Source organism: Enterobacter sp. BIDMC 27 (assembly GCF_000534415.1).
GTDB lineage: Bacteria > Pseudomonadota > Gammaproteobacteria > Enterobacterales > Enterobacteriaceae > Enterobacter > Enterobacter hormaechei_C.
Window position 1 is genome coordinate 3,700,694 of the sequence record NZ_KI973178.1, and the last position, 23,684, is coordinate 3,724,377.

General features: G+C 53.7%; 24 protein-coding genes. 13 read left to right on the forward strand and 11 right to left on the reverse strand.

Annotation, left to right across the window (positions count from 1 at the left end; genetic code table 11):
• The first annotated feature begins 707 nt into the window (after positions 1 to 707).
• The gene (gene uspC, locus L463_RS05330; RefSeq protein WP_017384418.1) at positions 708 to 1,136 is read left to right on the forward strand and encodes a universal stress protein UspC; all 429 of its coding nucleotides are present in this window, start codon (positions 708 to 710) and stop codon (positions 1,134 to 1,136) included.
• 15 nt (positions 1,137 to 1,151) lie between these two features.
• Here the strand turns inward: uspC and otsA are convergent, their stop codons facing one another.
• The 6 genes from otsA to L463_RS05300 all read right to left on the reverse strand — a co-directional run bounded on the left by otsA (position 1,152) and on the right by L463_RS05300 (position 7,953).
• Positions 1,152 to 2,576, reverse strand: coding sequence for an alpha,alpha-trehalose-phosphate synthase (gene otsA, locus L463_RS05325; protein WP_032103962.1), 1,425 nt, complete (start codon positions 2,574 to 2,576; stop codon positions 1,152 to 1,154).
• Positions 2,551 to 3,354 (reverse strand): trehalose-phosphatase, encoded by an 804-nt coding sequence (gene otsB / locus L463_RS05320; RefSeq protein WP_017384420.1) that lies wholly within the window; start codon positions 3,352 to 3,354, stop codon positions 2,551 to 2,553. The genes otsA and otsB overlap by 26 nt, the downstream gene beginning before the upstream one ends.
• A 153-nt stretch (positions 3,355 to 3,507) precedes the next feature.
• Entirely contained in the window at positions 3,508 to 4,488 is a 981-nt protein-coding gene (araH, locus tag L463_RS05315; RefSeq protein WP_003859689.1) for an arabinose ABC transporter permease AraH, read from the reverse strand.
• Positions 4,489 to 4,502: 14 nt separating this feature from the next.
• On the reverse strand, positions 4,503 to 6,017 hold the full coding sequence (gene araG, locus L463_RS05310) for an L-arabinose ABC transporter ATP-binding protein AraG (RefSeq protein ID WP_003859688.1): 1,515 nt from the start codon (positions 6,015 to 6,017) through the stop codon (positions 4,503 to 4,505).
• Positions 6,018 to 6,088: 71 nt separating this feature from the next.
• Positions 6,089 to 7,078, reverse strand: a complete 990-nt coding sequence (araF, locus tag L463_RS05305) for an arabinose ABC transporter substrate-binding protein AraF (protein ID WP_017384422.1) — start codon at positions 7,076 to 7,078, stop codon at positions 6,089 to 6,091.
• Positions 7,079 to 7,395: 317 nt separating this feature from the next.
• Positions 7,396 to 7,953: a DJ-1 family glyoxalase III gene (locus tag L463_RS05300; RefSeq protein ID WP_032103973.1), complete on the reverse strand. Its 558-nt coding sequence runs from the start codon at positions 7,951 to 7,953 to the stop codon at positions 7,396 to 7,398.
• Between the two features lie 503 nt (positions 7,954 to 8,456).
• Here L463_RS05300 and L463_RS05295 point away from each other — a divergent pair.
• Positions 8,457 to 8,960: a non-heme ferritin-like protein gene (locus L463_RS05295; RefSeq protein ID WP_017384424.1), complete on the forward strand. Its 504-nt coding sequence runs from the start codon at positions 8,457 to 8,459 to the stop codon at positions 8,958 to 8,960.
• A 576-nt stretch (positions 8,961 to 9,536) separates the two neighbouring features.
• The gene (locus tag L463_RS05290; protein WP_017693227.1) at positions 9,537 to 10,880 is read left to right on the forward strand and encodes an anaerobic C4-dicarboxylate transporter; all 1,344 of its coding nucleotides are present in this window, start codon (positions 9,537 to 9,539) and stop codon (positions 10,878 to 10,880) included.
• 80 nt (positions 10,881 to 10,960) lie between these two features.
• Here L463_RS05290 and L463_RS05285 read toward each other — a convergent pair whose 3' ends face one another.
• Positions 10,961 to 11,212, reverse strand: a complete 252-nt coding sequence (locus L463_RS05285) for a DUF2766 family protein (RefSeq protein ID WP_003859683.1) — start codon at positions 11,210 to 11,212, stop codon at positions 10,961 to 10,963.
• A 106-nt stretch (positions 11,213 to 11,318) separates the two neighbouring features.
• Positions 11,319 to 11,402 carry a stress response protein AzuC gene (gene azuC / locus L463_RS24350; RefSeq protein ID WP_003859682.1) on the reverse strand — a complete coding sequence of 28 codons (84 nt, stop codon included), beginning with the start codon at positions 11,400 to 11,402 and terminating at the stop codon, positions 11,319 to 11,321.
• Positions 11,403 to 11,616: 214 nt separating this feature from the next.
• Between azuC and L463_RS05280 the strand changes: the two genes are divergently transcribed.
• Positions 11,617 to 13,035 carry an MFS transporter gene (locus L463_RS05280; RefSeq protein WP_032104232.1) on the forward strand — a complete coding sequence of 473 codons (1,419 nt, stop codon included), beginning with the start codon at positions 11,617 to 11,619 and terminating at the stop codon, positions 13,033 to 13,035.
• Positions 13,036 to 13,077: 42 nt separating this feature from the next.
• Here L463_RS05280 and L463_RS05275 read toward each other — a convergent pair whose 3' ends face one another.
• On the reverse strand, positions 13,078 to 13,716 hold the full coding sequence (locus L463_RS05275; RefSeq protein WP_003859680.1) for an RpiB/LacA/LacB family sugar-phosphate isomerase: 639 nt from the start codon (positions 13,714 to 13,716) through the stop codon (positions 13,078 to 13,080).
• A 245-nt stretch (positions 13,717 to 13,961) separates the two neighbouring features.
• Between L463_RS05275 and yecR the strand changes: the two genes are divergently transcribed.
• Positions 13,962 to 14,300 (forward strand): YecR family lipoprotein, encoded by a 339-nt coding sequence (gene yecR / locus L463_RS05270; protein WP_032104233.1) that lies wholly within the window; start codon positions 13,962 to 13,964, stop codon positions 14,298 to 14,300.
• 200 nt (positions 14,301 to 14,500) lie between these two features.
• The gene (gene ftnA, locus L463_RS05265; protein ID WP_003859676.1) at positions 14,501 to 14,998 is read left to right on the forward strand and encodes a non-heme ferritin; all 498 of its coding nucleotides are present in this window, start codon (positions 14,501 to 14,503) and stop codon (positions 14,996 to 14,998) included.
• A gap of 36 nt (positions 14,999 to 15,034) precedes the next feature.
• Here the strand turns inward: ftnA and L463_RS05260 are convergent, their stop codons facing one another.
• The gene (locus L463_RS05260; protein ID WP_003859673.1) at positions 15,035 to 15,271 is read right to left on the reverse strand and encodes a YecH family metal-binding protein; all 237 of its coding nucleotides are present in this window, start codon (positions 15,269 to 15,271) and stop codon (positions 15,035 to 15,037) included.
• 191 nt (positions 15,272 to 15,462) lie between these two features.
• Between L463_RS05260 and tyrP the strand changes: the two genes are divergently transcribed.
• Entirely contained in the window at positions 15,463 to 16,674 is a 1,212-nt protein-coding gene (gene tyrP, locus L463_RS05255; protein ID WP_032104239.1) for a tyrosine transporter TyrP, read from the forward strand.
• A gap of 316 nt (positions 16,675 to 16,990) precedes the next feature.
• Here the strand turns inward: tyrP and L463_RS05250 are convergent, their stop codons facing one another.
• Positions 16,991 to 17,659, reverse strand: coding sequence for a YecA/YgfB family protein (locus tag L463_RS05250; protein WP_003859671.1), 669 nt, complete (start codon positions 17,657 to 17,659; stop codon positions 16,991 to 16,993).
• Between the two features lie 411 nt (positions 17,660 to 18,070).
• Here L463_RS05250 and L463_RS05245 point away from each other — a divergent pair, with 411 nt between their 5' ends.
• The 6 genes from L463_RS05245 to L463_RS05220 all read left to right on the forward strand — a co-directional run bounded on the left by L463_RS05245 (position 18,071) and on the right by L463_RS05220 (position 23,682).
• Positions 18,071 to 19,192 (forward strand): branched-chain amino acid ABC transporter substrate-binding protein, encoded by a 1,122-nt coding sequence (locus tag L463_RS05245; protein WP_003859669.1) that lies wholly within the window; start codon positions 18,071 to 18,073, stop codon positions 19,190 to 19,192.
• Positions 19,193 to 19,260: 68 nt separating this feature from the next.
• Entirely contained in the window at positions 19,261 to 20,175 is a 915-nt protein-coding gene (locus L463_RS05240) for an ABC transporter permease subunit (protein ID WP_003859667.1), read from the forward strand.
• Positions 20,176 to 20,186: 11 nt separating this feature from the next.
• Positions 20,187 to 21,461 (forward strand): high-affinity branched-chain amino acid ABC transporter permease LivM, encoded by a 1,275-nt coding sequence (livM, locus tag L463_RS05235; protein ID WP_032104234.1) that lies wholly within the window; start codon positions 20,187 to 20,189, stop codon positions 21,459 to 21,461.
• Positions 21,458 to 22,333, forward strand: coding sequence for an ABC transporter ATP-binding protein (locus L463_RS05230; RefSeq protein WP_015570244.1), 876 nt, complete (start codon positions 21,458 to 21,460; stop codon positions 22,331 to 22,333). Before livM ends, L463_RS05230 begins: the two co-directional genes overlap by 4 nt.
• A complete protein-coding gene (locus L463_RS05225) occupies positions 22,330 to 23,046 on the forward strand; it encodes an ABC transporter ATP-binding protein (RefSeq protein WP_017384431.1) in 717 nt (238 codons plus the stop codon). The genes L463_RS05230 and L463_RS05225 overlap by 4 nt, the downstream gene beginning before the upstream one ends.
• Positions 23,047 to 23,211: 165 nt before the next feature.
• Positions 23,212 to 23,682, forward strand: coding sequence for a hypothetical protein (locus L463_RS05220; protein ID WP_032648789.1), 471 nt, complete (start codon positions 23,212 to 23,214; stop codon positions 23,680 to 23,682).
• The last annotated feature ends 2 nt before the right edge of the window (positions 23,683 to 23,684 follow it).

Sequence of the window (23,684 nt, forward strand, 5' to 3'; positions counted from 1 at the left end):
AAGGCCAAATGCATAGTTGAATTTAGGTTTGTACGTCGTAAAGCGCGTGACCGGTTAACATGGCCAAAATGTCGGTTACACATTTTATCTTTTCTTACAAATAACTAAGATTTTTCCTAATTCGACGCAAACTCTACTCGTCAGTTTTGACACATACAATGCAGCCCCCCCTGGAATTTAAAAAAAATGTGATCTCCGTCACATAATTTACGCGAATGTAACCCATAAATCCATCAGCGTGACTTGTAATTTGACTATTTATTGAGCAACTGAAGCTTGTTTATATTCTTATGGAACGAATACTCATGCAGAGGGATGAGGGGATCGGGTATGAAAATTGCTACGTCGAAGAAGCACTGCCCTTTCGCGTCACAGCGGGCGCGAACGCCAGAGAAGAGGCGGAGTTAATTAAGTAAAAACAGCAGCTTAAGTTTTCCTTTCGAGAAAAAAGTTTCCATGGGTAACCATCACGCTTGCGTTGACGATCGGTTAACGCGATTTAACAGCACGGAAGGCTAAATGTGTGATTTACGTTAAGTTGTTAATTACTTTCATTTAGCGTCCCCATTTCGTTATTCTTCTTATAAGAATAATTAATGAATAATTATGATAAGCTTCACACTATTGTCGCATGTGCCTCTTGCAGAAGCGGCAGATTCGCGGTAAAGCTTGAGAAACGTGTCATTCTGACATAAAAGGAGTGTGTGATGAGTTACTCCCATCTTCTTGTTTCTGTTGCGGTTTCCCCCGAAAGTCATCAACTCGTCGCCCGTGCCGTTTCCATTGCCCGCCCGAATAATGCCCGCATAAGTCTGATCACCCTGGCAGCTGAACCCGAAATGTATAATCAACTGGCAGCGCCAATGCTGGAAGATATTCGTGAGGTTCTTCAGGAGGAAACGCAGCAATTTCTGCGCGAGCTGGTTGAGCGGGCAAAATATCCTGTCCACCAGACGGTGATTGCCACCGGCGAGTTAAGTGGACATATTCTCGACATTTGTCAGAAACAGAATGTTGACCTGGTCATTTGCGGAAATCATAACCAGAGCTTTTTTTCCCGGGCGGCATGCTCGGCAAAATCCATCGTTTCGTCAAGCCAGGTGGATGTCCTGCTGGTGCCTCTCGGGGGCAATTAATGCCCCCGGAGAAAATCAGGCGAGTTTAGGGAAGGTCGCGATCTTTTTTTGCAGATCACCTTCCTGAGTTTGCGGCTGGATCGCGCGCAAATCGTCAATAAAACGCGCCTGCCAGCGGTTGATATCATTCTTAACGATGGTCTCCATCATTTCTGAATGACGTGAAATACGTTCCGCAAGCGGCATGGTTAACGCGCGGTTCAGGGCATTTGCCACGTCATCGCGATCGTAAGGGTTCACAATCAGCGCCGAGGTTAACTCGTTTGCCGCACCAGCAAATTGGGACAGCACCAGCACGCCCGGGTCAGCAGGATCTTGTGCTGCTACATACTCTTTTGCCACCAGATTCATCCCGTCGCGCAGCGGGGTGACCAGCCCGACGTCCGCATAGCGGAACACTTTCATCAGGATTTTGCGCTCAAAGTGCTGATTCAGATAGAAAAGTGGAGTCCAGCCGAGCTGACCATAGCGCCCGTTGATGCGCCCTGCTTCGGTCTCCAGCTGGTGACGAATATCCTGGTAAGCCTGAACCTCACCGCGCGAGGTCGGCGCTATCTGGGTATAGCGGATCTTGCCGTGATGCTGCGGGAATTTATCCAGCAGGGTTTCATAAGCGAGGAATCGCTCCGGCAACCCTTTGGAATAATCCAGTCGTTCAACCGAAAAGATATTCTTAACGTGCTTGAGTTCGTCCTTGAGCTGGGCAAGCTTCGGCGGCAGCGGACCAGAGGCCTGCTCGGCGATTTCGTCTGGCTCAATACCAATCGGGTAGACTTCGGTATGGAAATTTCGTCCCCACGCGGTGTGAGATTTGCCGCCGTGAGTGACCAGCCGGGTTTTACCCGACACGCTGTCGAGGAACGCCAGCCTGTCATTTTCCGTCTGGAAACCGAGCAGGTCGTAATCAGACAATGCTTCAAGAATTTCATCATGCTGCGGCAGCGCCGTAAAGATCTCCGGGGTCGGGAACGGAATATGCAGGAAGAAGCCGATCCGGTTCTTCACACCCCGTTTACGCAGCTCCCTGGCGAAGGGCAGCAGATGGTAATCGTGGATCCATAAAATATCGTCTTCTTCGATTAGCGGCAGCAGTTTATCTGCCAGCAGCGCGTTAACGCGCATGTAGCCTTCATAGGCTTCACGCTGGAATTTCACCAGATCCAGACGATAGTGAAACGCTGGCCACAGCACGGCGTTTGAGAACTCGGAATAATATTCATCGTAGTCCTTCTCACTAAGTGCGAAGGAGGCCCACGTGATATTGCCCCGTGACACCTTTTTTAGCGGTTTCTCATCATTACTGATTTCCCCGCTCCAGCCAAACCAGAGACCACCCGCGGCTTTGAGGGCACCTAATACCCCGACCGCCAGGCCACCGGCACTGGCTTTTTTATCATCCGGCGGTGCGATGCGATTAGAGACGACGACTAAGCGACCCATAATGATTTCTCCCGTTGTTTTGCGCTATTTGTTGTTGTTGCTGGTTAGCGACGTCAGATATCCACTGCCAGACGCTGGCGACATTTTCCAGCCGCCATCCGGCAATGGTTTCACCAGATCCCACCTTGACAGACATGCCCTGGGCCTGGTTTACCACCCTGAACCCGGCCTCGTCGGTCAGGTCATCCCCAAAAAAGACTGGCGTACGCCCTTTGAACGGCGCTTCCGCCATAAACGCTGCAATGGCAGCGCCTTTATTAATTCCTGCCGGTTTAATCTCGACCACACATTTACCCGGCTGTAACGCCAGCTCCGGATGGGCTTCCGCCACGCTTCTTGCCACCGCAAATATCGCCGCCTCATGATGGGGCGCCTGACGGTAGTGCAGCGCAAAGGCCATGCCTTTGGCTTCCAGTTCCGTACCGGGAAGCATTTCCAGAGCCGAAGAGAGTTGCGTACGCAGCGCCTGAATCAGCGTGTCGGGGAGTGAAACTATATGCAGTTGATCATGGATATCGCGGCGCTCCGCTCCGTGCACACCGGCCAGCGGAAAGTGATAAGGACTGGCGAGCACGTCCAGCTCGGCCATTGAGCGCCCTGAAATCAATGCCAGTGCCCCCTCGTTCTGTCGGGAGAGCTGCTGCAAATTCTCTAACACCGTGTCCGGTACAACGACGTCATCCGGATGCGGTTCAATCCCGGCGAGCGTCCCGTCGAGGTCAAAAAAGAAAGCAAATTTTCCGGGCAGTACAGGCGGTGCGGTTAACAAGTCAGCCACCCTAATCCTCCTTACAGTGAACAAAACAGCCATGTAAGTATAGACAGTGTGACGGTGCTCGCCATTTGGCAACCGGCCCGTCAGCAAAACTGGCGGGCCGGTCAGGGGGTCAACTATGGTTAATAGTTGAGCATATTGATGGCTAAAAATAAATCAGACGGTACGCTTCGCTTTTTGCTTGTAACGGTCGAAGATCACCGCTGCCAGCAGGATCAGGCCGCGTACGACGTACTGAGAGAACGGAGAAATATTAAGCAGGTTCATGGCGTTCTCCACGGTCCCCAGAATCAGGATCCCCGCCACCACATATGAGATTTTTCCGATGCCGCCCTTGAGGGAAACGCCCCCTAAAACGCAGGCTGAGATGACGATTAGCTCATAACCAATGGAGGTCATTGGCTGGCCGCTGGTCATACGCGACGCCAGAATAATCCCCGCCGCCGCCGATACCAGCCCGGAAAGCACGAAGATAATGATCTTGGTCCGTACGACCGGGACACCCGCCAGACGCGCCGCCTCTTCATTGCCGCCAATCGCCAGCGTGTTACGGCCAAACGTGGTGCGGTTAAGCAGGAAACCGAACAGGATCAAACAGCCTACCGTCAGCCAGATTGGCGCAGGCAGCCCCAGCCAGTTGGCATAGCCCAGCGTGAAGAAACGCTCGTCTTCAATCCCCACGGCTTTCCCGTCGGAGATGATATAGGCCAGACCGCGCACGATTTGCATGGTCGCCAGCGTCGTGATCAGGGCGTTAATCTTCAGGCGCGCAATGACAAACCCGTTCACCAGGCCGCTCAGCACGCCGAGCAGCAGCCCGGCCAGCACGCCGATCCACAGGCTTTCGGTCATGTTGATCACCACGGCAGTGGTGACGCCTGCACAGGCAATCACCGAGGCAACCGACAGGTCAAAATCACCGGAGGCCAGGCAGAACAGCATTCCGCAGGCCACCATGCCGGACATGGAGATAGCCAGCCCCAGCCCCTTCATATTGATGAACGTGGCGAAATTCGGCACAAAAATCGCGCAGGCGACGAACAGGGCAGCAAAGACCACCAGCATGCCGTACTGGTCCCAGATGCGGCCAAAACTGAAAGCCGACTTCGGCGCTCCGGATGTAGTAACAGAGGACATCATTGACTCCTTACTCAGGCGACAGCCTGGCTAACTTTAGGCATGGCGAGACTCAACGCCTGTTGTTCATTCGCCTGTTCATGCAGCAATTCACCGGCAATTTCACCTTCACGCATCACAACAATGCGGTCGGCGACGCCCAGCACCTCAGGCAGATCGCTGGAGGCGAACAGGACCGCCACACCGCGTTTTGCCAGTTCATAGATGACGTTATAGATTTCGTGTTTCGCCCCCACGTCGATACCGCGCGTTGGCTCATCCAGCAAAATGACCTTCATATCTTCCGACAGCCAGCGCCCCAGAATGGCTTTTTGCTGATTGCCGCCGGACAGGTTCATGATCAGCTGTTCAGCCCCGGGGGTTTTGATGTTCAGCGAACGGATATGGTGATCCGCGTTGCTCGCCTCCCAGCCGTCGTTAATCAGACATCCCGCGCGGATGAACTTGCGCCGGGCAGAGATGTTGATGTTGTCGCGCACCGAGTGCACCGGAATAATGCCCTCGGCCTTTCGATCCTCCGGGCAGAGCATAATCCCCGCGTTAATCGCCTGCGCAGGCTTCTGAATATCGACCTTTTTCCCGTCGACGAAAACCTGGCCCTGGGTTATTCGGGTGCCGCCAAACAGCCCTTTCATCAGCTCGCTGCGCCCTGCCCCCACAAGGCCAAACAGCCCGACGATTTCGCCGCTGCGCACCGAGAGTGAAATGGGCGTGCGCACGCCCGGGGCTTTGACGTTATCCAGACGCAGACGCTCCGGGCCATACTCGCGCGGTTTCCAGTGGTAAATATCCCCCAGATCGCGTCCGACCATCGCCTGCACCAGTTGGTCATGATTGACCTGCTGCATATCGGTGAAGGTGCGCACGTAGCGGCCATCTTTAAACACGGTGATGGCATCGCTTAAGGCAAAAATCTCTTCCATTCGGTGAGAAACGTACAGAATGATGCGGCCCTCTTTGCGCAGCTCGCGGATCACGCGAAAGAGATTTTCTATTTCACGCGCCGAGAGCGAGCTGGTTGGCTCGTCAAAAGCGATAATTTTGGCGTTACGCGCCAGCGCTTTGGCAATTTCCACCATCTGCCACTGGCCGATGGAGAGATACTTAAGGGGCGTTTGCGGATCGACATCCAGCCCAAGGTGCTTGAGCTGCAAGCCCGCTTCATAGTTGAGCAGCGAGCGGTTGACCACGCCGCTTTTATGCGGAAGCTGGCCCAGATAGATGTTCTCCGCCACGGTCATTTCAGGAATGAGATGCAGCTCCTGATAGATGATAGCGACGCCCGCATTTAACGCTGCCGTGGTGTCGGCAAAGGCCACCTCTTCGCCGCGAATAGCCAGCGTGCCGGTGGTGGGTGTGTAGTTGCCGCTGAGAATTTTTAGCAGCGTGGATTTTCCCGCGCCATTCTCCCCCATCAGGGCGTGAACCTGGCCGGCATAGCAGTCGAAGCTGATATCGGTCAGCGCGTTTACACCGGGGAACGTTTTACCGATGCCGCGGAAAGAGAGATACGGATCAGACTGTTGCATAACGACTCCGTGATTCCTGTAGTGTGTACGTCTGGCCCCTCACGGTGAGTGAGGGGCGCAATCACAGCGTATTACTTACCGCCCAGTCCTTTTTTCGCCAGCTCCTCTTTGAAGTTATCGCGGGTGATCAGCACCACATCGGTCACTTCGGTGAATTTCGGCGGCTCAACCCCTTTAGTCACCCAGTTGTAGAGCATTTCGCTGGATTTATAACCGTGGACATCCGGGCTTGGCAGCAGAGAGCCATAGAAGCCGGTCGCCTGCGCTTTAGACAGTTCGCTCACGGCGTCAACGCCGTTGATGCCGATCCCGATCACGTCCGGTGCTTTAAAGCCCTGGCCTTCCGTTGCACGCACGCCGCCCAGTACGGTGTTGTCGTTCATCCCCACCACCAGCCAGTGCTTCACTTCCGGATGCTGGACGAGCATGGAGTTCGCCGCATCAAAGGCGCCCGGAATATCGTTGGATTTGGTCGGAACTTTGTAGATCTGTTTTTCCGGGAAGCCAGCCGCTTTCAGGGCGTCCATGGACCCGGTAGTACGACGACGGGCGGTGTCCAGCTCGTCAGCGGTAATGGCCATCACGGCGGTCTCTTTGACATCCCAGCCGCGTTTTTGCATCTCTTTGTAGAGCTCCTGGCCCTGACGCTCACCGATTTTAGTGGCCGCCATCATTACCAGCGGAACGGTATCCATCGGTTTGCCTTTGGCATTTACGAACTGATCGTCCACCGCAATCACTTTCATGTCGTAACCGCGCGCTTTCGCGGCAATCGCTGACCCCAGTTTTGGATCCGGCGTACAGATAACGAAACCTTTCGCGCCGCTGGCCGCCAGGCTATCAATGGCGTTCAGCGTTTTCTCACCGTCAGGTACGGCGATTTTAATTACCTCAAATCCCAAATCTTTTCCGGCTTTATCAGCAAATTTCCATTCGGTCTGGAACCACGGCTCTTCCGGCTGTTTAACCAGAAAACCGAGCTTTAAATTTTCAGCGATAGCGGATTGTGACATAACGGCAGCCAGGCCGATGGCCGCCAGCGCTTTAGTAAATTTGTGCATGGTAAACTCCAGCTTTAGCATTCTTATCTGTAGGGAATAATGGCGAACAACTTATTTAATCGGACTTAAAACAAGGCATTAGCGCTTACCTCGTCATAAGCGTTATTGCTGGAGATAGTTTTAGCGGGAAATTAATCATCCATAAGAGAGCGACATCACACCGCAGAATTACAGTAATTGCGTACATAAATTCAGCGAAAAATGACATAAAAAAGGACGTAATTGTCCTACAAATGGAAAGGAGTTAAGCAGGATTATCCATAAGGTCAGCTAAGAAATCCCTGTAACCCGGACGCCTTAGCGCCCGGCAGAAAAAATTACCAGCGGTAATAGATGTGTTCAGCATGATCGCGCACGGGGGCGTCGTCACCCAACAGACGAGCAGAGAGCGCCAGCGCAAAGTCAAAAGCGTGCCCCAGCCCCTTGCCGCTGATGAGGTTATTATCCACCACGACCGGCGCATCCACATATACTCCCTCATCAACGCTCTGCCAGAGATCGCCGGAACAGACGTAGCGGCGCCCCTTCAGTAGCCCGTTACCGCCCAGCACCCGCGCGGCCGCAGAGCAGATTGGGCAGATGAGTTTGCCCTGCTCGTCATGCGCGGAAACAAAGCGGATCACCTGCTTGCTAGCCGCAAGATTGACGCTCCCCTGCGGCCCACCGGGCAACACGACTGCGTCATACAGCGTATTAATGCGCTCCGTTAACGTACTGTCAGCCACCATGGGGATATTGTGGTAACTCACTACCGCACGGGACTCCGCACAGGCCAGCGTCTCCACCTCAATCTGTAAACGCCGCAGAATATCAATCGTGATAATCGCTTCTGCTTCTTCAAAACCGGGTGCCAGCAGCACCGCAACGTTAGCCATCATAAACCTCAACGAATGAAACGATGTAAAACAGTGTTTCATTTTCACTCTTTATCAGATCACAATCTTGCGACGCGATCACAGAACCGTATATTGAGTGAAAATTGATTTAGCTCAAATTTGATACGACAGGATATATTTGCAGATATTATTTCTGATTTAACACTTTTACAGAATTTCCCGCCAAAGAACGTTTCCTGAAACGATAAAAATGAGCGATATTAATTTCACACCCATTAAAATCAACAAGTTATATTAAATACAATCTCTTAACCCTCTTTCTATTCTGGCCTATATTTAAATTTGTAATGTATGGTAAACACAGCCTTATTAAGAGTTTTCTTAAGTCAAAGAGAAGCGTATGCTTATTTAAATCGAACACAGGAAGTGAATTTTCGAGTTTTTTACCTTGCAGAAATCTATTTCTGCCATTCAATCGTCAATACCTGCCGGGTCAGGTTAAGTAGCGGACATCAAGTCCCACAGTCAATAAGGATATGAGAATGACTACCCAAACGATGATGCAAAAACTGAATGCCCAGATGAACCTGGAGTTTTATGCTTCAAATCTGCATCTGCATTTGAGCGCGTGGTGTTCCAGAAAAAGCCTCAACGGCACTGCCACCTTCTTTCGTACTCAGGCGCAAAGTAACGTCACGCACATGATGCGCGTCTTTAATTTTTTGAAAGCTGTCGGGGCAAACCCTACCGTCAAAGAGCTTGAAACGATTGAAGATAATTACACTTCTCTGGAAGAACTGTTTCAGAAAACGCTCGAAGAGTATGAGCAACGCTGTGCGAAGCTGAGCAAACTGGCTGATGAAGCCAAAGCGCAACGGGACATCATTACCCTCAAGTTTTTACGTGATATGGACAGAGAGCAGCAGCAGGATGGCATGCTGCTGAAGACGCTCGCAGATGAAATCCGCAACGCGAAACGCGCGGGGATTTGTCTGGAGCAGACGGACCGCCATCTTCTCGACATTGCTACCGTGCAACACCACTAAGTCCTTCACCCGCTCCCATCAGGGCTGAGAGTTCCCCACAAAATAATGCCTGCACAGACGGCCCCCTCTCCCTTGAGGGAGAGGGCTGGGGTGAGGGGGAACATACGGCTCTGGTGGTCATTCCGTTCACTTTATGTTCCTTGCTACTCTGTCACGGCATAACCGGTGAACGTGCCAGGGTGGCTCAGTCGCCACCACCCTGGCGACCCGGGCTTCCGGCGGAAAATCGCCGCTTCGCGGTACCTTCAGCTTATTCCTTCCGGCTTATCGGGGACGGGCGGAGGTAACATCCCTGTAAAGCCCGCCCTCTCGGCGCATCCCTGCGCCTCGCCCCGGCCTACAGGAAACGCCTCAGCGATTTACAGCCGGACCGAGGCATCGCTGAAAGCCTTCAGTTATTCTGAAGGCAACGTTATCGCTTTTGCTTTCAAATTACTGGGGATCCATCAGCCCGTCAGGGAGTGGGTACCAACTCCCTGCTTTTGCTGACATTTAACAAATCAGATCTTGCTCCCAATGAATAACCATACATCGTGTAATGATTTGTTTAATTACATTCATTAACGAGGGAGCATCATGATCACCATTGAGTTTATTGTCATTATCCTCTGCCTGCTGATAGGCACCCGCTTCGGCGGGATGGGCCTGGGGCTGATAAGCGGCATCGGCCTGTTTGTTTTGAGTTTTGTCTTTGGTCTGCAACCCGGTAAACCGCCGGTTGACGTGATGCTCACGATCCTCGCCGTCATCGGCTGTGCGGCCACGCTACAGACCGCCGGTGGCCTGAATGTAATGATGCAGTTTGCAGAGCGCCTGCTGCGTAAACATCCCCAGCACATCACCCTTCTCGCACCGTTTACCACCTGGATGTTGACCTTCCTGTGCGGGACCGGGCACGTCGTCTACACCATGTTTCCCATTATCGCGGATATCGCCCTGAAAAAAGGCATACGCCCGGAACGGCCGATGGCGGTGGCCTCGGTGGCATCTCAGATGGCGATCACCGCCTCCCCCGTTTCCGTGGCCGTCGTTTCGCTGGTCTCGATTCTGGGTGCGCAGCACGGTATCGGCCACGCGTGGGGGATCCTTGAAATTCTTGCGGTCTCCGTACCGGCCTCACTGTCTGGCGTCGCCATTGCGGCACTGTGGAGCTTGCGTCGCGGGAAAAACCTCGCAGACGATCCTGAATTTCAGGAAAAGCTGAAAGATCCGAAACAGCGGGAGTTTATCTATGGAGGAACGGAGACGTTGATGGATCAACGTTTCCCGAAACAGGCCTACTGGTCCACGTGGATCTTCTTCGCCGGAATTGCCGTAGTGGTCCTGCTGGGTGCGCTGCCCGAGCTGCGTCCGGCGTTTGAGATCAAAGGGAAAATGACGGCCCTGTCGATGAACCTTGTCATTCAAATGATGATGCTGATCGCCGGGGCCATCATGCTGATGACCTGCAAGGTGAATGCGTCGGCCATTTCAAACGGGGCGGTATTTAAGGCGGGGATGGTCGCGATTTTCTCGGTGTTTGGCGTGGCGTGGATGAGCGATACCTTTTTTCAGGCGCATCTCGACGAGCTGAAAATGGCGCTGGAGGGGGTGGTGAAAAGTCATCCCTGGACGTATGCCATCGTGCTGTTCCTGGTATCAAAACTGGTCAACAGCCAGGCTGCGGCCTTGACCGCGGTCGCCCCGATGGGGTTGATGCTGGGCATCGATCCGAAAATGCTGGTGGCCTTCTTCCCGGCATCCTACGGCTACTTTGTGCTGCCCACCTATCCGAGCGATCTGGCCTGTATCGGGTTCGATCGCTCCGGCACCACCCGCATCGGTAAATTCATCATCAACCACAGCTTTATTCTGCCGGGGCTGATTGGCGTCAGCTGTGCCTGCGTGGTGAGCTATCTGCTGGTGCAGACGTTCTTCTGATCCTTCTGCGGGCGACAGGCTCTGTCGCCCTTCGACGTAAAAGCAGAAAAGAGTTTCTAATTTTAAAACATCGGTTTATTTTAGTGTGACTCACCCTGCGGTGTGAAGCGGAGTTCAATCAGCGCAATCGCTTTCTGGATCGCGCGGAGCGTAACCGGGTCCGCCGCAGCAGGATGGTTGGTGAAATCGATGTTTTTCAGCTGGGTCGACATCTTTTCGCGTACCTCAACCGGCGCGATAACGTCAATCACATCAAGGATTTGTTTGATAACCAGCTGGCAGGCGACGACGTCAGATACCAGTTCCTGATCGGCGCTCAGGTTTTGTGACATGGGGTTCTCCTTATTCAAAGGCCGCCATAGTAGCAAAACAGACGCCCTTCCATCTCCCTCTCGTCGTCCGCAGATATAAAAAAACCTGCCGAAGCAGGTTTTTTTATCAGAACATCGCACCCGGTGGGACGTCTTTAAACGTTGTGCAGTAGTTTGCCCACATGCTTTTCAGGATTTTGCGCAGTTTCATTATGTTGCTCCAGTAACGTGTTATGCAGGTGTTATTGTCAATACGCTTATAATATGACCACCATCACAAAAATCAACCATTTTGTGACCTGCATCACGGTTATTAAACCCTCAGTGCTGCTGGTTTGTTAAAAAAAGCCATGATAAATCCGCACGTTACAGGCTTAGAAATTCCAGTAAATGTTTATAAAATTTTTTGAGCGGGCAGGAAGAGAATGAGTGAAAACGTATCCGGCAAAGAGAGCCGTGGATTATCGCCTGCGGCGCTGCTGGTGGCCGGTGCTTTCTTTATGGAGTTTCTGGACGGGACGGTGATCGCCACCGCGTTGCCGGATATGGCAAAAAGCTTCGGCGACCAGGCGGTGGATCTGAATATCGGCATCAGCGCCTATCTGATCACCCTGGCCGTGCTGATCCCCGCCAGCGGCTGGATCGCCGACCGCTTCGGCGCGCGAAAAGTGTTTGCCCTCGCGCTGGCGATCTTCACGCTGGCCTCGGTATTTTGCGGCCTGTCCACCACGCTCGATCAGTTCGTTGCGATGCGCGTCCTCCAGGGCATGGGTGGCGCGCTGATGGTGCCCGTAGGTCGCCTGGCCGTGCTACGCACCACGCCAAAACATCAGCTCATCACGGCAATCGCCACCCTGACTTGGCCTGCGCTGGTCGCGCCGATCATCGGCCCGCCGCTGGGTGGGTTCATTACCAGTTATGCCGACTGGCGCTGGATCTTCTTTATTAACGTGCCGCTGGGGATAATCGCCATTTTGCTGGCACTGCGCATCATTCCAGACCTGCATGAAGATACGCGCCGACCGTTTGATTTACCGGGTTTTGTTGTCACCACCCTTGCCATGGTGAGCCTGGTTTATGCGATGGAGTTGATGGGCGCAGAGCCTCTGCAAACAGGTTTAACCGCCACGCTGTTTATCGTCGGTGTCGTCGCCTTAAGCCTGGCGCTGCGTCACTTTAAGCGGGCAACCTGGCCGATGATCAGGCTCGATGCGATGCAGGTGCCGACGTTTCGCGTCACCCTGTACGGCGGATCGCTGTTTCGCGCCTCCATCAGCGCGGTTCCGTTCCTGTTACCGCTGATGTTCCAGGTCGGCTTTGGCATGGACGCGTTCCATTCTGGCCTGCTGGTGCTGGCGGTTTTCGTTGGCAATCTCACCATTAAACCGGCGACGACGCCGCTGATCCGCAGCCTGGGGTTTAAGCGGCTGTTGCTGATTAACGGTGCGTTGAATGTCCTGGCGTTGCTGGCCTGCGCGTTTCTTACGCCGCAGACGCCCGCGTGGCTCATCATGCTGATCCTTTATCTGGGCGGCGTTTTCCGTTCGATTCAGTTTACAGCCATCAGTACGCTGGCTTTTGCGGATGTGCCATCGGCGCAGATGAGCTATGCCAATACTCTGTTTTCAACCGCAACGCAGCTTGCCGTGGGGCTTGGGATCACGCTCGGGGCGATTGGTATTCGTATCGGGGAAAAAGTCAGTGAGGCGATGGGGATTGCCGGTATGCCGGGAATGAGCTTCCGGCTGGCATTTGTGGCAATCGCGCTGATCTGCCTGGTGGGAATGGTTGACACGCTGCGTCTGACTAAAGATGCGGGCAGCGCGGTCTCATCGAAAAAGTAACGCTATCTGCCGGGCAGGCAACGCACCGCCCGGCAAAGTTAATCAGCCAACAATACCGCGCACGAAGGCTTCAATCTCTTTGTCCTGGCAGTTCTCGAAGAAGCACTGCTGGAAGCGCTGGCCTGATACGGCGGTTTTAACCAGCTCAGGATCGATTGCTCGCAGGGTATCCAGATAGTTTTCTTTCACCACCGCCGCTTTCACCTGGTTCAGGATCCCGGCGTTACGCACCTGCGGCTCTTTACGCTCTGGTGGATAGCCTTCGCCATTGCGTCCGGTAAAGGCTTTCTCAAAGATAAAGCGTACGTTCAGTTCTGCCCCCCAGCCGAAGCCCTTCGCAAACGGCAGAGAAAGCGCGTTACCGTTGTTGATTTGCGCAAACAGGAAAGCATCCGCAGGATCGATGCAGTAACCGCAAATCACACCCGGATGGATGTTCAGGGACATCAGCGCGCCCTGCCCGGTACCGCAGCCGGTAACAACAAAATCAACGGCTTTAGCGTTAAGCAGAATGCTCGCCATGATGCCCAGGTGAATATAGGTGAGATGATGATCGTTCTCATCACTCATACCGACGTTATAGACCGGAAAACCTTTCTCATCAGCAACGGCTTTCAGCTCATTAAGGATGATGGGATTCTTAGCGGCCTGGCTGTTTTCCATCATCAGTGCAATTTTCATCTTGTCTCTCCTGAATGCATGGCGGGCGATCCCGCTGTGGATACCTTTTCAACTTAACCTTACTATCAAACAAACGCACTTTCAAATTAAGTGAAAACTTGTTTTAAAAAACAAAGATGCGCTCACAATTTCGCGCGGTGGCCCGGCTCGTTGCACAGTGAGAGGGCAGATCCTCCGGCTATTCCAGCCATTGCGTACCATCGCGTTGGTTACAATGGCGTATTTCCCGTCACGCAGAGTGAACCATGAAACGTGTAATCATAGCCGGAACGATCCTGTTGCTCGCCGGGTGCAGTATCAACCGGCAGGCAGAAGTCAGCAGTACGGATGCCCCAAACGGAATTGTGCGCCTCGACTATGGCCAGGCCATGCTGCAAAACGCCTGGTCTGATGACTATGTTAATAACGGTACGGCAACCAAAGCCTGTCAACATATGGGCTACGCCACCGCCTCAGCCTACGGGCAGCCAATTAAAACCTGCACCCTGATCAGCGGTTCACTCTGTCTGAACGAAAGTGTGACCATTCAGTATAAATGTCAGGGATATGCCGTTACCTCTTCCAGCCAGAATCCGTGGTATTAACCGCTACTGCCAGTCATGCTGGCAGTTTATTTAATAAGAACTAAAATAATTCTCATTAATAAATATAAAAGGCGGCAATGCGTTTTATTCCCATTCGTATTTTTAATAAAGAAATACTTATTTTACTTTTTGCAAATAATTAAATAACAAATTATAGTGTCGCTCATCGTGAACCAGAATTAATAAACCGGAGCTGCACCATGTTAAAAACTGAAATGATCGACAAGCTCAATGCGCAAATGAATCTTGAGCTTTTTTCTTCCCTGCTCTATCAGCAGATGAGCGCCTGGTGCAGCTATCACAGCTTTGAAGGGGCGGCCGCCTTCCTGCGTCGCCATGCCCAGGAAGAGATGACGCACATGCAGCGTCTGTTTGATTACCTGACGGACACCGGCAGCCTGCCGCGCATTGATAACGTGGCATCGCCTTTTGCCGAATACGGCTCTCTTGATGAACTGTTCCGCGCCACCTATGAGCATGAACAGCTGATCACCCAGAAAATTAATGAACTGGCTCATGCCGCCATGACCAGCCAGGATTATCCAACCTTTAATTTCCTTCAGTGGTATGTGGCTGAACAGCACGAAGAAGAGAAGCTGTTTAAATCCGTGCTGGATAAATTATCTCTGGCAGGTAAATCCGGGGAAGGTCTGTACTTCATTGATAAAGAGCTGTCGACGCTCGATACCCAGAATTAACAGAAAAGCGGTGCTGAGTTTTCAGCACCGCATTATTTAATGGCGGCAGATTTTACTTTCGTGAGTGGAAAATCCGTCTGCTGCTGGAATGAATTTTCCGCGCGCCGCCAGAAACGCCACCAGCTCCGCGGCCGTCATCTCCGAAGCTGAACAGGTATGGAAACGCGCCGCTTCGCCAAAGCGGGCATGTATCGCCTCAACCAGACTCTCCTCCGTATAGCGCTCACCTGACTCAATCATCATATTCAGCACGTCGTGTCCGTGAATTGACATGGTTACCTCTCGCAAATAAAAAGCAGACTAAACGTTCCCTCTACGGCACGCTTTGCGCTGGCGCAGGTTACCCTTTTCTTTTTGTAAATTAATTATTACACCCTATGTAACGGTGATTTGACGAGATGGTGCTTTTCCCTTACTCTGCGCCGCAGAATGAGTCGCGGTATGGAAGCGTTGTAGAGGAAAGCGTGAAGAACAGAACTCTGGGAAGTATTTTTATCGTCGCCGGAACGACAATTGGCGCAGGAATGTTGGCCATGCCGTTGGCTGCCGCCGGCGTCGGGTTTGGGGTTACCGTAGTGCTGCTGGGCGGTCTGTGGGCCCTGATGTGTTACACCGCGCTATTATTGCTGGAGGTTTATCAGCATGTCCCTGCCGATACTGGCTTAGGCTCCCTGGCTGCACGCTATCTTGGACGCTACGGGCAGTGGATCACCGGTTTCAGCATGATATTCCTGATGTACGCCCTGACTGCCGCTTACATCAGCGGCGCCGGGGAGCTGATTGCGTCAAGTATCAATGACGGCTTCGGTGCGTCACTTTCACCGGAAACAGGCGCCATTGTCTTTACGCTGATCGGTGGCGGCGTGGTTTGTGCGGGCACATCGCTGGTCGATCTGTTTAACCGTTTTTTGTTCAGCGCCAAAATTCTCTTCCTGATTGTGATGCTGGTGCTGCTGGCACCGCATGTTCACAAGATTAACCTGCTCTCCCTCCCGCTGGAGAAAGGTCTGGCGCTTTCGGCCATCCCGGTTATTTTCACCTCCTTCGGTTTTCACGGCAGCGTGCCGAGCATCGTGAGCTATATGAACGGTGATATTCGCAAGCTGCGCCGCGTCTTTGTTATCGGCAGCGCCATTCCGTTGATTGCTTACCTGTTCTGGCAGCTGGTGACGCTGGGCAGTATTGATTCCAATACCTTTATCGGCCTGATGGCAGAGCATTCTGGTCTGAATGGATTCCTGGTTGCCCTGCGTAACGTGGTGGCCTCTTCACACGTGGAGCTGGCGGTACATCTGTTTGCAGACCTGGCGCTGGCAACCTCCTTCCTCGGCGTAGCGCTTGGCCTGTTTGACTATATGGCGGATCTGTTCCAGCGTCGCAATACCGTTGCCGGACGCTTACAGACGGGGGCGATGACCTTCCTGCCGCCGCTGGCCTTCGCGCTCTTTTACCCGCGCGGGTTTGTGATGGCGCTGGGGTATGCTGGCGTGGCGTTATCGGTACTGGCCCTGCTGCTGCCTTCCCTGCTGGCGTGGAAGAGCCGCCAGCAACATCCGCAGCAGGGGTATCGCGTAGCGGGCGGTACGCCAATGCTTTGCGCGGTGTTTGGTTGTGGGGTGGTGATTATTCTGGTGCAGATTTTGATTGCAGCGGGGATGCTGCCGGAAGTGGGATAACTTATTTATACAGGTCCTGAGGTACTGTTCCGTTCACCTTAAGATCAACAGAATATAATTTTTTCACAGCATGTGAACGGGATAAGGGGGCCGCCGCGGCCCCCTTATCAATCCCCGCGGCCCCGCGAAAAATCGGTGCTTCGCACTGCGCTCACCTCCCGACCATCTGCCTGCGGTCGGCTCAACTCGACATCCTGTCTCGATTCGCCTCTGGCCGCCATCCATGGCGTCCAGCCCTTGTCATCTGGTCTCCGGTTCGCCGATTTTAGCGGGGACTCAACACCCGTGCCCCATTCAGGCCACAGTAATTAATGATTTAATGCAGGCAGCAGCTTTTAAACTTCTTCCCACTCCCGCACGGGCACGGATCGTTACGCCCCACCTTCGACCCGTTCACGATCGGCTTTTTCGCTTCCGGCTGCTGCGGGTTAGCCACCCAGTAGTTATACAAACGCAGCGCCGCAGGCTGAATGCTTTCGATGCTGGCCATGTACTCCTCTTCGGTCAGCGCATCCAGCTTCTCGCTGTTCTCTTCCGTCCCGTGCAGGGCAATCACCGCCAGGTCCGCTTCCAGCGCTTCCGGCAGGGATGACCAGTCCGTCAGCGCCACGCCGCGCATGTAGCCATAGCACCACTCTTCCACCACGGTATAGCTCTGACCGTCAACGTCGTTATAGCCAAACAGCGGTTCAAACTGATCCGGGTATTCGCTCAAACGCTCGGCAATATCGTTCATGTGCTTAAAGCAGAGATCGATAAAACGGTTCATCTCACGATCGTTTTTCCAGCGCGGAATATATTTCTCACCACCCCAGACCGCCACCAGCCAGGTGTCGGGCTCCACCACAACGGGACCGGAAAGTACTGCGGTAAGCATGCCGTCCAGTTCGGACACGTCAATCACGGATGCATCGTCGTGACCGTAAGAGATTAATGTCTCTTCCAGCCACGCCATCTCGCTTTCATTTAATGGGCCTTCAGCCATTGCTGATACTCCTGATAAAAAAAACGATCCTGACATATATCGCCGCGCGTGCCTATCTGAAGTTTAGGTCTTTATTGCTGCAAAAACGTGCAAATCGTGACCGTTGCACAACTTATGGGCTTTGTTGTTAAGGAGATGTGATCTCCGCTGTAAATTCATCTCCTCCCGCAAAGGCGCATAAAACGGCGCTCTATACTCAACGTGTTGTGACCCGGTCAAGGGATTAACCATTCTGGCAACCTTTTTGCTTAATGTTCTGCGCGCTTCGCGGTGCGTGGGATCCTCGCCGTATTAAGCATGAGATTGCTTCTAAAGTGCATTTTGTTCTCGCTCTTGTTTTTGGATTTACGATGCCATCAGGCGTTCGGGTTTATACCTGGTGCAAAAACCTCTTTGCTAAGGAACATAATAATGTCGCTGAAATTTACCAAAACTCCCCTCTCCCTGGTGCTGGCCGGTTGTCTGGTGACGGCCTTTTCCGCGCAGGCCGATATCGTCATCGGCGTGGCCGGGCCGTTCACAGGCCCGAACGCAACCTACGGCGATCAATACTGGCATGGCGCTACGCAGGCGGCGGAAGACATTAACGCCGCCGGCGGGATCAACGGTGAGAAAATCAAACTGGTTCAGGGCGACGACGCCTGCGAGCCCAAACAGGCCGTCGCCGTTGCCAACCGCTTAGTCGATCAGGATAAGGTGAAAGCGGTCGTCGGCCACTTCTGCTCCTCGTCGACCATGCCCGCCTCCGAGGTCTACAGCGATGCCGGGATCCTCTCCATCACCCCCGGCTCAACGAACCCGCTTATTACCGAACGTGGCATGAGCGATATATTTCGCATGTGCGGACGTGACGACCAGCAGGGCCAGGTCGCCAGCGATTTCATTCTTGATAAGCTGAAAGCCAAACGGGTGGTCATCATCCACGATAAAGACACCTACGGCCAGGGGCTGGCGGACGCCACTAAGGCGGCGCTGGCTAAACGCGGCGTGAAGGAGGTGATGTACGAAGGGTTATCCCGCGGGGAGAAAGACTTTAACGCGCTGGTGACCAAAATCGGCGCACAAAAACCGGACGTGGTGTTCTTCGGGGGCTGTCACCCGGAAGCGGGCCCGCTGGTTCGCCAGATGCGTGAACAGGGCGTGCAGGCGAAGTTCTTCTCGGGAGACTGTATCGTCAATGAAGAGATGGTCACCGCCGCCGGTGGGGCGCAATACACCAACGGTATTTACATGACCTTCGGTAAAGATCCGCGCCTGATCCCGGACGGAAAAGCCGTCATCGAGAAATTCCGCACCGGTAAATTTGAACCTGAAGGATACACCCTCTACGCCTACGCGTCTGTGCAGGCTATCGCGGCGGCATTCAAGGCCACAAAAGGGACGGATTCCGCAAAAGCCAGCGAGTGGCTGAAGGCCAACCCTGTCGACACGGTGATGGGTAAAAAAGCCTGGGACAGCAAAGGTGACCTCAAAGTCTCTGACTACGTGGTCTATCAGTGGGATGACAAAGGCAAATATAAAGAAGTGCCATAACGGGACGGAATCTGCTCAGCGCCGGCAGGTCTGACTGTCGGCGTAACCCTTTATTCAGGTGCGCGACCATGAGTACATTCTTCCTGCAACAATTAATTAATGGCTTAACGCTGGGTTCGGTCTACGGTCTTATCGCCATCGGCTACACCATGGTGTACGGCATCATCGGTATGATCAATTTCGCCCACGGCGAAGTGTATATGATCTCCGCCTATCTCTCGGCCATTGGCCTGGCCCTGCTGGCGTTTTTTGGACTCCACTCCTTTCCGCTGCTGATCCTGGGGACGCTGGTTTTCACCATCGTGGTCACCGGCGTTTATGGCTGGACGATTGAGCGCATCGCCTATAAGCCGCTACGCAACTCGACGCGTCTGGCACCGCTGATTTCGGCCATCGGGATGTCGTTGATACTGCAAAACTACGTCCAGCTCAGCCAGGGCCCGCGCCAGCAGGGCGTGCCCACCATGCTTGATGGCGTGCTGCGTTTTCACCTCGGCGAAGGGTTTGTCCAGATAACCTATACCAAAGTCTTTATTCTCATCGCCTCGTTCGCGGGCATGCTGGTGCTGACCTGGATTATCAACCGTACCCGCTTAGGACGCATGTGCCGTGCGGTACAGCAGGATCGTAAGATGGCCTCCATCCTGGGTATCAACACCGACAGAATTATTTCGCTGGTGTTTGTTATCGGCGCAGCCATGGCCGGGCTGGCGGGCGTGCTAATCACCATGAATTACGGCACCTTTGATTTTTACGTCGGGTTTGTTATCGGCATCAAGGCCTTTACGGCGGCGGTGCTGGGCGGCATCGGCTCTCTGCCCGGTGCGATGCTTGGCGGGCTGATTCTGGGCGTCGCAGAAGCGCAATTCTCCGGGATGGTGAACTCGGATTATAAAGACGTGTTCTCGTTTGGATTGCTGGTCTTAATTCTGATCTTTCGTCCTCAGGGGCTGCTGGGCCGCCCCGTCGTGGCTAAAGTGTAAGGAACAACGCGATGACCTCTGACGGTTTTTCCCTGAAGCGCTGCATTCTGGACTCGATTTTTTCCGGAATGATCGCCCTGATTATTTTCGGCCCGATTGCGGGCGTGATACTGGATGGTTACAGCTTTATCTTTGACGGCCAGCGGCTGGCGTGGATTGTAGGCACGGTGATGGTGGGACGCTTTTTACTGAGCGCCTTTTCAGCTACGGCGGCCGGAAGACGTTTACAGGCACGGTTTGAATCCGACAATGCGGGGGTGTATGTCCGGCCGCCGGCGTATAAAAGCCGCATGCGCTGGATCATTCCGCTAATTGTCACGCTGGCGATCTGCTTCCCGTTTGTGGCCACTAAATACGTTCTGACGGTTGCCATTCTCGGACTGATCTACGTCCTGCTCGGTCTTGGGCTGAACATTGTTGTTGGCCTGGCAGGGCTGCTGGATCTGGGTTATGTCGCCTTCTATGCCATCGGCGCTTACGGGCTAGCGCTCGGGTATCAGTATCTGGGGCTTGGGTTCTGGAGCATGCTGCCGCTGGCGGCGCTAATGGCCGCGGGCGCGGGCGCCCTGCTCGGCTTTCCGGTGCTGCGCATGCACGGGGATTATCTCGCCATCGTCACGCTCGGGTTTGGCGAGATCATCCGCCTGGTGCTGAACAACTGGCTCACCTTCACCGGCGGGCCTAACGGCGTTTCAGCCCCTGCCCCGACCTTTTTTGGCCTGGAGTTTGGCCGACGCGCCAAAGAAGGCGGCGTCCCCTTCCACGAGTTCTTCGGCCTGACCTATAACCCCAACTTGAAGTTTATCTTCATCTATGCGGTGCTGTTCCTGGTAGTCATGCTGGTGCTGTACATTAAACACCGGCTGACCCGAATGCCCATTGGACGGGCGTGGGAAGCGCTCCGTGAGGATGAGATTGCCTGCCGTTCAATGGGGCTAAATCACGTTCTGGTCAAACTCTCGGCCTTCACCCTGGGCGCATCGACGGCAGGTATCGCCGGAGTGTTTTTTGCCACCTACCAGGGGTTTGTTAACCCGACCTCTTTCACCTTTTTTGAATCGGCCCTGATCCTCGCCATTGTGGTCCTGGGCGGGATGGGCTCTACCGTCGGCGTCGTACTGGCCGCCTTTGTGCTGACCGTCACGCCGGAACTGCTGCGCAGCTTTGCGGAATATCGCGTGCTGCTGTTTGGCATGCTGATGGTGGTGATGATGATCTGGCGTCCTCGCGGTCTGATCCGCATCAACCGCAGCGGATTTGCCGTGCGTAAAGGAGTGGCGCCATGAACGCAACGATTTTACGTGTAGAACATCTGATGATGCACTTCGGCGGGATCAAGGCCTTAAACGACGTCAATCTTGAGGTGCAGCGCGGCTCCATTACCGCACTCATTGGGCCTAACGGCGCGGGAAAAACGACCGTCTTTAACTGCCTGACCGGTTTCTACCGGGCCTCCGGCGGCAACATTCTGTTCAATGCACGAAATAAAACCACCAATGTCATTCAGGTGCTCGGCCAGAAATTCCAGCCGGGCGACTGGCTCAACCCGGCGCAGCTTGGTCAACGCCTGTTCTATAAGATGTTTGGCGGCACGCATCTGGTGAACCGCGCGGGTCTTGCGCGCACGTTTCAGAACATCCGCCTGTTCCGCGAGATGTCCGTTGTGGAAAACCTGCTGGTGGCACAGCACATGCGCGTCAACCGCAATCTGCTGGCGGGGGTGCTGAACACCCCTGCGTATCGTCGCTCAGAGAACGATGCGCTGGACCGGGCGTTTTACTGGCTGGAGGTGGTGGATCTGGTGGATTGCGCGAACCGTCTGGCCGGGGAAATGTCCTATGGCCAGCAACGACGCCTCGAAATCGCCCGCGCCATGTGTACCGGCCCGGAGATGATTTGTCTCGATGAACCTGCTGCCGGCCTGAACCCGGTGGAAACGCACAAGCTGAGTGAGATCATCCGGTTCCTGCGCGACCACCATGACATTACGGTTTTGCTGATCGAGCATGATATGGGGATGGTGATGGGCATTTCGGATGACATCATTGTGCTCGATCATGGCGATGTGATTGCCAGAGGTAAACCGGCTGAAATCCAGCACAATGAAAAAGTGATTGCCGCGTATCTGGGCACCGACGAAAGCGAGGTAAATCTGTGAGCGAACCGATGCTTCAGTTTCAGGATGTGGATGTTTTCTACGGGGTGATCCAGGCGTTGAAGCAGGTTTCGCTTGAGGTTAACAAAGGGGAAACCGTGGCCCTGATTGGCGCTAACGGCGCGGGGAAGTCAACATTACTGATGTCTGTCTTTGGTCAGCCCCGGATCCGCAACGGGCAGATCCTCTTCTGCGGCGAGGATATCAGCCACAAATCCACCCACTATGTTGCCACCGGTGGCATCGCGCAGGCACCTGAGGGACGACGCATTTTCCCGGATATGTCTGTAGAAGAGAACCTGCTGATGGGGACAATCCCCGTCGGCAATCAGCATGCAGCGGAAGATATGCAAAGCATGTTCGACCTCTTCCCCCGCCTCAAGGAGCGACGTAACCAGCGGGCGATGACGCTCTCCGGCGGTGAACAGCAGATGCTGGCTATCGCCCGCGCGCTGATGAGCCGTCCTAAACTTCTGCTGCTGGATGAACCCAGCCTCGGCCTCGCGCCAATCGTGGTTAAACAGATTTTCCAGACGCTGCGCGAACTGGCCCGTAACGGAATGACGATTTTTCTGGTCGAGCAGAATGCGCACCACGCGCTGAAGTTGTCCGACCGCGGCTATGTGATGGTTAACGGGCAGATTCGGTTAAGCGGCAGCGGCGAGGCGTTGCTGAAGGATCCGGAGGTGAGGAAGGCGTATCTGGGTGGAGTGTGAAATGAAAAGGCTATAGTGAGAAAAACTCACAGTGATTGCCATTATTAATCGTTTTTCAAAAACGCACGCCTTCCAATATTATCCTCTCGACCTACCCTGACGGTGGGCCAATTAAAACATTCAGGCGCAAACTGAATAGTCATAATGAGAGGAACCGGGGCAAACATGACACTTGATGCTTTATTTCAATTAATAAAAATTATATCGCCATCTGAAACTCCATCAGATGGCGATTTAGCGAATTTTATGACCCTGCTTATCTCCACCAAAAATCATTCTGACGCCCTGTTACCGTTTTCGCAGCGCGCGTATATGCTTTCAGTTGCCTATCGCGATCCCCAAAAAGCAGCTGCGTTGCTTTCATCCTGTCAGCCCGAAGCAGGCAACCCTCTCCCGCTGCTCAACTTCTCTGGCTGGCCGGACGTGCGTTACGCCACTTCTGGTGAATTACAGACGCCCGAGTCTGAGGACTATTTTCACAAGATTTCGTCTGCCGCCACGCTATTACGTGCGGCAATTATTGACGCTGAGCAACAGAAAAACACGCCAGCATTTTATATTCTGGATAAGGTGCTCAACCTGAACAGCGCTTTGCCAGAACGTTATAAAAAGATGGCAAATATATCTTATTCATAACG

Excerpts from the sequence above, each read along its gene's own strand:
- uspC (WP_017384418.1), top strand. The coding sequence starts at position 708 with ATGAGTTACTCCCATCTTCTTGTTTCTGTTGCGGTTTCCCCCGAAAGT.
- otsA (WP_032103962.1), bottom strand. The coding sequence starts at position 2,576 with ATGGGTCGCTTAGTCGTCGTCTCTAATCGCATCGCACCGCCGGATGAT.
- araH (WP_003859689.1), bottom strand. The coding sequence starts at position 4,488 with ATGTCCTCTGTTACTACATCCGGAGCGCCGAAGTCGGCTTTCAGTTTT.
- araG (WP_003859688.1), bottom strand. The coding sequence starts at position 6,017 with ATGCAACAGTCTGATCCGTATCTCTCTTTCCGCGGCATCGGTAAAACG.
- araF (WP_017384422.1), bottom strand. The coding sequence starts at position 7,078 with ATGCACAAATTTACTAAAGCGCTGGCGGCCATCGGCCTGGCTGCCGTT.
- L463_RS05300 (WP_032103973.1), bottom strand. The coding sequence starts at position 7,953 with ATGGCTAACGTTGCGGTGCTGCTGGCACCCGGTTTTGAAGAAGCAGAA.
- L463_RS05295 (WP_017384424.1), top strand. The coding sequence starts at position 8,457 with ATGACTACCCAAACGATGATGCAAAAACTGAATGCCCAGATGAACCTG.
- L463_RS05290 (WP_017693227.1), top strand. The coding sequence starts at position 9,537 with ATGATCACCATTGAGTTTATTGTCATTATCCTCTGCCTGCTGATAGGC.
- L463_RS05285 (WP_003859683.1), bottom strand. The coding sequence starts at position 11,212 with ATGTCACAAAACCTGAGCGCCGATCAGGAACTGGTATCTGACGTCGTC.
- azuC (WP_003859682.1), bottom strand. The coding sequence starts at position 11,402 with ATGAAACTGCGCAAAATCCTGAAAAGCATGTGGGCAAACTACTGCACA.
- L463_RS05280 (WP_032104232.1), top strand. The coding sequence starts at position 11,617 with ATGAGTGAAAACGTATCCGGCAAAGAGAGCCGTGGATTATCGCCTGCG.
- L463_RS05275 (WP_003859680.1), bottom strand. The coding sequence starts at position 13,716 with ATGAAAATTGCACTGATGATGGAAAACAGCCAGGCCGCTAAGAATCCC.
- yecR (WP_032104233.1), top strand. The coding sequence starts at position 13,962 with ATGAAACGTGTAATCATAGCCGGAACGATCCTGTTGCTCGCCGGGTGC.
- ftnA (WP_003859676.1), top strand. The coding sequence starts at position 14,501 with ATGTTAAAAACTGAAATGATCGACAAGCTCAATGCGCAAATGAATCTT.
- L463_RS05260 (WP_003859673.1), bottom strand. The coding sequence starts at position 15,271 with ATGTCAATTCACGGACACGACGTGCTGAATATGATGATTGAGTCAGGT.
- L463_RS05250 (WP_003859671.1), bottom strand. The coding sequence starts at position 17,659 with ATGGCTGAAGGCCCATTAAATGAAAGCGAGATGGCGTGGCTGGAAGAG.
- L463_RS05245 (WP_003859669.1), top strand. The coding sequence starts at position 18,071 with ATGTCGCTGAAATTTACCAAAACTCCCCTCTCCCTGGTGCTGGCCGGT.
- L463_RS05240 (WP_003859667.1), top strand. The coding sequence starts at position 19,261 with ATGAGTACATTCTTCCTGCAACAATTAATTAATGGCTTAACGCTGGGT.
- livM (WP_032104234.1), top strand. The coding sequence starts at position 20,187 with ATGACCTCTGACGGTTTTTCCCTGAAGCGCTGCATTCTGGACTCGATT.
- L463_RS05230 (WP_015570244.1), top strand. The coding sequence starts at position 21,458 with ATGAACGCAACGATTTTACGTGTAGAACATCTGATGATGCACTTCGGC.
- L463_RS05220 (WP_032648789.1), top strand. The coding sequence starts at position 23,212 with ATGACACTTGATGCTTTATTTCAATTAATAAAAATTATATCGCCATCT.